Origin of the sequence: Alkalimonas collagenimarina, from assembly GCF_030717845.1 — a bacterium.
Taxonomy (GTDB): domain Bacteria; phylum Pseudomonadota; class Gammaproteobacteria; order Enterobacterales; family Alteromonadaceae; genus Alkalimonas; species Alkalimonas collagenimarina.
The window spans coordinates 1-2,534 of the sequence record NZ_JAUZVZ010000048.1 but is presented as its reverse complement, the minus strand read 5'-3'; the positions used below and the strand labels follow the sequence as shown (position 1 = coordinate 2,534).

2 protein-coding genes and 1 pseudogene are annotated in these 2,534 nt (G+C 35.4%); 1 reads left to right on the top strand and 2 read right to left on the bottom strand.

Annotation, left to right across the window (positions count from 1 at the left end):
• On the top strand, positions 1-392 hold a 392-nt coding region (locus tag Q3O60_RS17480; protein ID WP_305895210.1), incomplete at its 5' end, for a hypothetical protein.
• 267 nt (positions 393-659) lie between these two features.
• On the opposite strand, the gene Q3O60_RS17475 is transcribed toward Q3O60_RS17480, so the two are convergent.
• Both Q3O60_RS17475 and Q3O60_RS17470 read right to left on the bottom strand, forming a co-directional pair.
• Positions 660-1,676 (bottom strand): hypothetical protein, encoded by a 1,017-nt coding sequence (locus Q3O60_RS17475; protein ID WP_305895209.1) that lies wholly within the window; start codon positions 1,674-1,676, stop codon positions 660-662.
• Positions 1,677-1,777: 101 nt separating this feature from the next.
• Positions 1,778-2,534: pseudogene (locus tag Q3O60_RS17470) on the bottom strand (response regulator); the annotation flags it as partial.

The window sequence follows — 2,534 nt, the reverse complement described above, 5'->3', positions numbered from 1 at the left end:
GTAAGCCATATGTTGTCAAGGATATCTTCAATGCGATCAAGAATAGCAAATCAACTGCCCTGAAAAAATTCCTAGAAAAGTACGCTGAATTGAAAATTATTCGAACTGGTGTATTGAACGATTCATCTCTCTTCGAAACGGTTCTTAAAAGTAACCGGGAGGATTGCTCTCTCTGTAAACATACTGGATGTCTGTCAAACAGATCTGTTACAAGGCTCCAAAAGTTTGATTTGTCGCGAGTGTGCGAAATAGTTCATAGTGCAATTTCACAAGGTTTAATGACAAAACTCAGTCTTCCAGAAGATGAAGCAAAAAAAGCAATTGCAGAGATGAATATTGACGAGAAGAGGGAGCTGTGTCGGCGCGATATAGGTTGGTTATTTAAGTTTTGAAAACAACTTATATAAATAAGTCTCAACTTAAACTGTTGAGTTCGACTCATAGGACTTAATTAAATCCGACAGTCTCATATTTTCCAAAAGCAGACGTTTGCTCAACTCAATACACATCATATGCAAAGCAAAATGTGAAAAGCGTCATAAATGACTGCAAGCCTAATGTTTTACCAAATTCATCGGGGTGGCATTTTTAAACTTTCAGCTTGGAAAGTCAGGACAAAGCGGCGTGAAGCCGATTATCTTTATTGGCATTATAATTTTCTAATTATTATTATTGCTTTCTATGAAATCTTCTATACTGCAATTTAAATCTTTAATATTTATATCGTTGTCATTAAGTTCAACTGTTAGACAATGAGCATGCTTTGGTGTGACTGTTGACGAGTAGAATTTGTAGTATTCGCTTTTATCGTCAACCTCGAAAAGAATATGGATTTTATTTATTTTGTTAAACTTAGATATCTCTTTTAAATCGTTGAAAATTTCTCGACGCTCTTTGTCTTTATTTTTGTCTTGGGTGTCAGGGTTAAAGTAAAATCTGAACGACTTTTCTATTATGTCACCTTCTTGCTCAACTTTTACCTCATCCATCATGGAGTTAGCCACGTTATATTTAATATTGTATTTGTTGCCTGTAGCTCTACTGGTTACTTTGAATAAATTAAAGTATATTATAATGTCGTTATCTTCATTTGATACGTTGTATAAAACATCATTCAAACCACCATGAACTCTATTTAGGGGTCTATTATTAGGATTCTTTGTTTTCCCAACGTACTCAACTTTTGTTGAAAAACCGAGATTAATTCCAAACTCTAGTAAATAATCGTGGATTGAAAATATCTGTTTATAGCCACTGGGATGAGGAAATACAATAAATCTGCCTGTACTATCTATTTCAGGCATAACAAATTGGTCATTTTCATCGTAAAGAGCGTGAGCGACAAACTCTTGAGATTTTTTCTCTCTCCCAACTAGTACCCTTATTTTCATAAATCCATGGTAGGGCGTAGGTACTGGAGGCGTTTTAGAGCAGAACCTCACTTTTTTCCTAGAGCAAATGAAATAAATGAATCTTTTTTCTAGACATGATTCCACTTCTTTCTTAAGAAACTTAACTTGTTCGGAAATATGTTTTCTAGTATCCACTTGATCATGTGGATTTACGAGAAGTTCGTACCAGTACATTTGTGTTTGCTGAAGTTCAATTATCCACTCTTTATTAGAGGAACCGTAGGCTCTATCTTCAATCAAAAAGTTTAATATCCCTCTACTCACACTATTCTCCAAATTTCTTTAAGGTTTTTATTAAATCTACTTTACCGCAGTATAAATACAGTAATTCACATTCTTAGTTAGCAAGCGGTTAAACCTTGTTACTACTTAAATGCAGCTATTGAAACTTCAATGAGTCGGATTGCAATCTCTTTATTTGTCCCCTCATAACTCAATTGTCGTAGAGCATAGGAATACACTGTCGCAACGTATTCTCTTTCCATAAAGCAGTTTTCTGACTTCCATTGTCGAAGAAATTCAGCAACGCGTGGAAACTTGTTTAACGATACGAACGTTTCGCCATTAAACCAATTGTTGATCAAATCTATATCAGGGATCGTATGCTCTCTGTGGGCTGGGTGGAAATACTGGCTTAATTCCAGAGTCACTATATCAAGAACAGATGGTGCGTACTTAATATCACCATAATCTATCAAAATGGGATTTAATTCTTTTGATACTAATATGTTTAATCCATGAAGGTCTGCATGTTGAATGCTGAAGTTTGCGTTCAATACCTTCTTCTCAAATTCATCCAAATTCAATCTTTGTCTGACTTCTATCAGGTCATCAAATTTCTGCTCTGGACAAACTAAGCGTCTAATATCGCCTACTGAAACTTGTTTAACAGCTTTGCTGTTAGTCCAAGTATTCAGAATTCCTTGAAGTTGTTGAAGTATTCTTAATGCGCTGTCTTCATTGGAACTCAAATAGCTAAAATAGTTGTCGTCATAATGAGTTGCAAACCTATAACAAATTCCCTTCTTGTCTGCACAGCCCGCGACATATTCACTTAGTTTATTGGGATAGCTTGCGACGGGAAGCTTGTTTACGTGATTGCGGAAGTTAATACTCTCTTTG